This window comes from Kitasatospora sp. NPDC093558 (genome assembly GCF_040683475.1).
Taxonomy (GTDB): domain Bacteria; phylum Actinomycetota; class Actinomycetes; order Streptomycetales; family Streptomycetaceae; genus Kitasatospora.
Map to the genome: position 1 here is coordinate 1 of NZ_JBFBDY010000869.1, position 2,295 is coordinate 2,295.

The 2,295-nt window shown below is 75.3% G+C and carries 1 protein-coding gene; it reads right to left on the reverse strand.

All coding sequences use genetic code 11. The features are described 5' to 3' along the window. The coding region (locus tag AB0O00_RS36325; RefSeq protein WP_363658974.1) for a restriction endonuclease at positions 1-1,821 on the reverse strand (1,821 nt) is incomplete at its 3' end. Between the last annotated feature and the right edge of the window lie 474 nt (positions 1,822-2,295).

Consider the following 2,295-nt stretch of genomic DNA (forward strand, 5'->3'; position numbering starts at 1 on the left):
CGGCTCGCCCGGCACCGAACGGGTCGGGTGCAGGCGGACCGCGCCGTCCGGGTCCTGCGGGTTGTTGAAGAACACGAAGTGCTCGTCGCTCAGCACCCGGCCGCCCGCGCACACGAACGCCGTCACGTCCAGCTCGACCGCGTCCCCGCCGGCCGTCCGGCTGCGCCACACCACCTCGACCCCGGTGCGCCGGTCGGCCGGCCCGTCCTCGTCCCCGTCCGGCGCCTCGTGGACGGCGTTCGGTCCGCCGCCGAGCCGCCCGCGCAGGCCCTGCTCGGCCAGCAGCTCGACCAGCTCGGGGCCGCTCACCAGCGACAGCGGCTTGTTGCGGATGTACTCGTACGAGCCCGGGCCGAAGCCCGCCGTCGTCACCAGGATGCCCTTGATCGCGCCGTGGTGGCGCACGGTGGAGTCGAGGTCGCGCACGGCCGTGGGGGAGACGGTCGAGCGGTAGCGCTTCGCCTGGATCACGATCTTGCCGCCGGTCACCGGGTCGAGGTCCTCGGCGACCACGTCCACGCCGACGTCGCCGCTGCGGGCCGTCGTCATCACCCGGAAGCCGCGCAGCCGGAACAGCTCCGCGATCAGGTTCTCGAACTCGATCGGGTCCATCTCGAACAGGTCCGGGTCGTCCTCGCCGCCGTGCCCGGCCAGGCTCCCGCCCACCGTCTCCGGCAGCCGGTCCGGCCGCACCTCGTCCAGCCGCTCCGGGCGCGCCGACAGCGTGCCGCCGAGGCCCTGGAAGCACTCCACCGGCGCCACCCGGTCCAGCGCCAGGCCGGCGAAGTCCGCCCGCGCGGCGGACAACGTCGACAGGAAGCGCTCCGACTCCCGGCCCGTCGCCGGATCGATGCCGCGCACGAAGCCGTTCAGCACCACCGAGTCCAGCATCCCGTCCCGGTCCGCCCGGAACAGCTCCGCCGCCACCCGCAGCGAGGTCTGCGCCAGCACCTCCCGGTACAGCGCCTTGCGCTCCGTCGCCGGGCGGGCCACCTCCGCCTCGCGGTCGTCCGACTTGACGTACCGCACCCGCACCGCGGCCGGCACCACGTCCGGGCCCGGCAGCTCCCAGTTCACCACCAGCTGGCGCGACGACGCCTCCCACGCCGCCACCAGCCGGTGCGGGAAGCCCTCCGGCCACGCGGCCGACGCGTACAGCCCGGCCGTGAAGTACTCCTGGACGGCCTCCGGCTCGCCCGCGCGCAGCCGGCGCAGCAACTCCTCCGTGCGGACGGTGCGCTCCTCGTCCTCCTTGCGGTGCCGGGCCACCCGCTCCAGGTACTCCTGGTGACAGACCGCCAGCCGCCGCTGCCGGTCCGCCTCCTGCGCCTGCGCGGCGTACCAGTCCTGCTCGAACCGGGCGCGCGCCTGCACGGCGTACTGCTCGTAGCGCTGCCACACCCCCGCGTTGCGGGCCTGCGACGGATCCGGCGGCGGCACCAGGTAGGCGTCCTGATCGGGCATCGGCACCGGCTCGCCCAGCGCACCCGGCTCGAACGGCGGCACCGCGCGCGGGGCCAGCAACGCCTGCGGACTGAACGCCGGCACCCGCAGCCCGGCCGCCAGCAGACCGCGCAACTCCTCGACCCGGGCGTCCAGTTCGGCCGTCCGCCGGGCCGCGTCCGCCTCCCGCGACTGCTGGTACGCGCGCTGCGCCTCCCGCTCGTCACGCGCCGCCGCGCGCTGCGCCTCCCGCAACTCGCGCTCCCGGCGCCGCTCCTCCGCCGCCTGCGCCCGCCAGCGGGCCTCCTCCCGGCGCTGCTGCTGCCGCTGCGTCTCCGCCCAGACCGCCAGCACCCCGTCATTCCGCCGCCCCGCCACCGACCACCCCTCCACACTCCACGCACACACACCGCCACCAGCGCCCGCCACAATAGAACGTGAACACCCCACCGAGCCAAGCCCCCAACCCGCGCGGGGAGGCGTCCACTGCTGGTGGGCGGGTGCGCGCCGGGCGCCGGTGCGCTGATTCCCCGGTTCCTCCGGGCCCCGCCGATGGGCTCGGTACGATCAGCGACATGATCGAGGCGATCGCCCGACGCGAGGCCAACGCCGAGCGGGCCGGCTGACTCCAGCCGAACTGCCGCCCGGCCTGAGATCAGTTCTCGTCGGCGCGCTGTCGACGGGCTGGGGGAGGAAGCGTGAGGCAGGCGGACCGCGGGGACGCGGAGTTGTGGCGGAGGTGCCGGGAGATCGCGGAGGCGCTGCCCCTTCCGGAGCCCTTCGAGATGCCGGCCCTCGCCGTGACACTGGCGCGAATGCGGGGCAGGCCGCTCGAGTTGGTGCCGCTGCCGG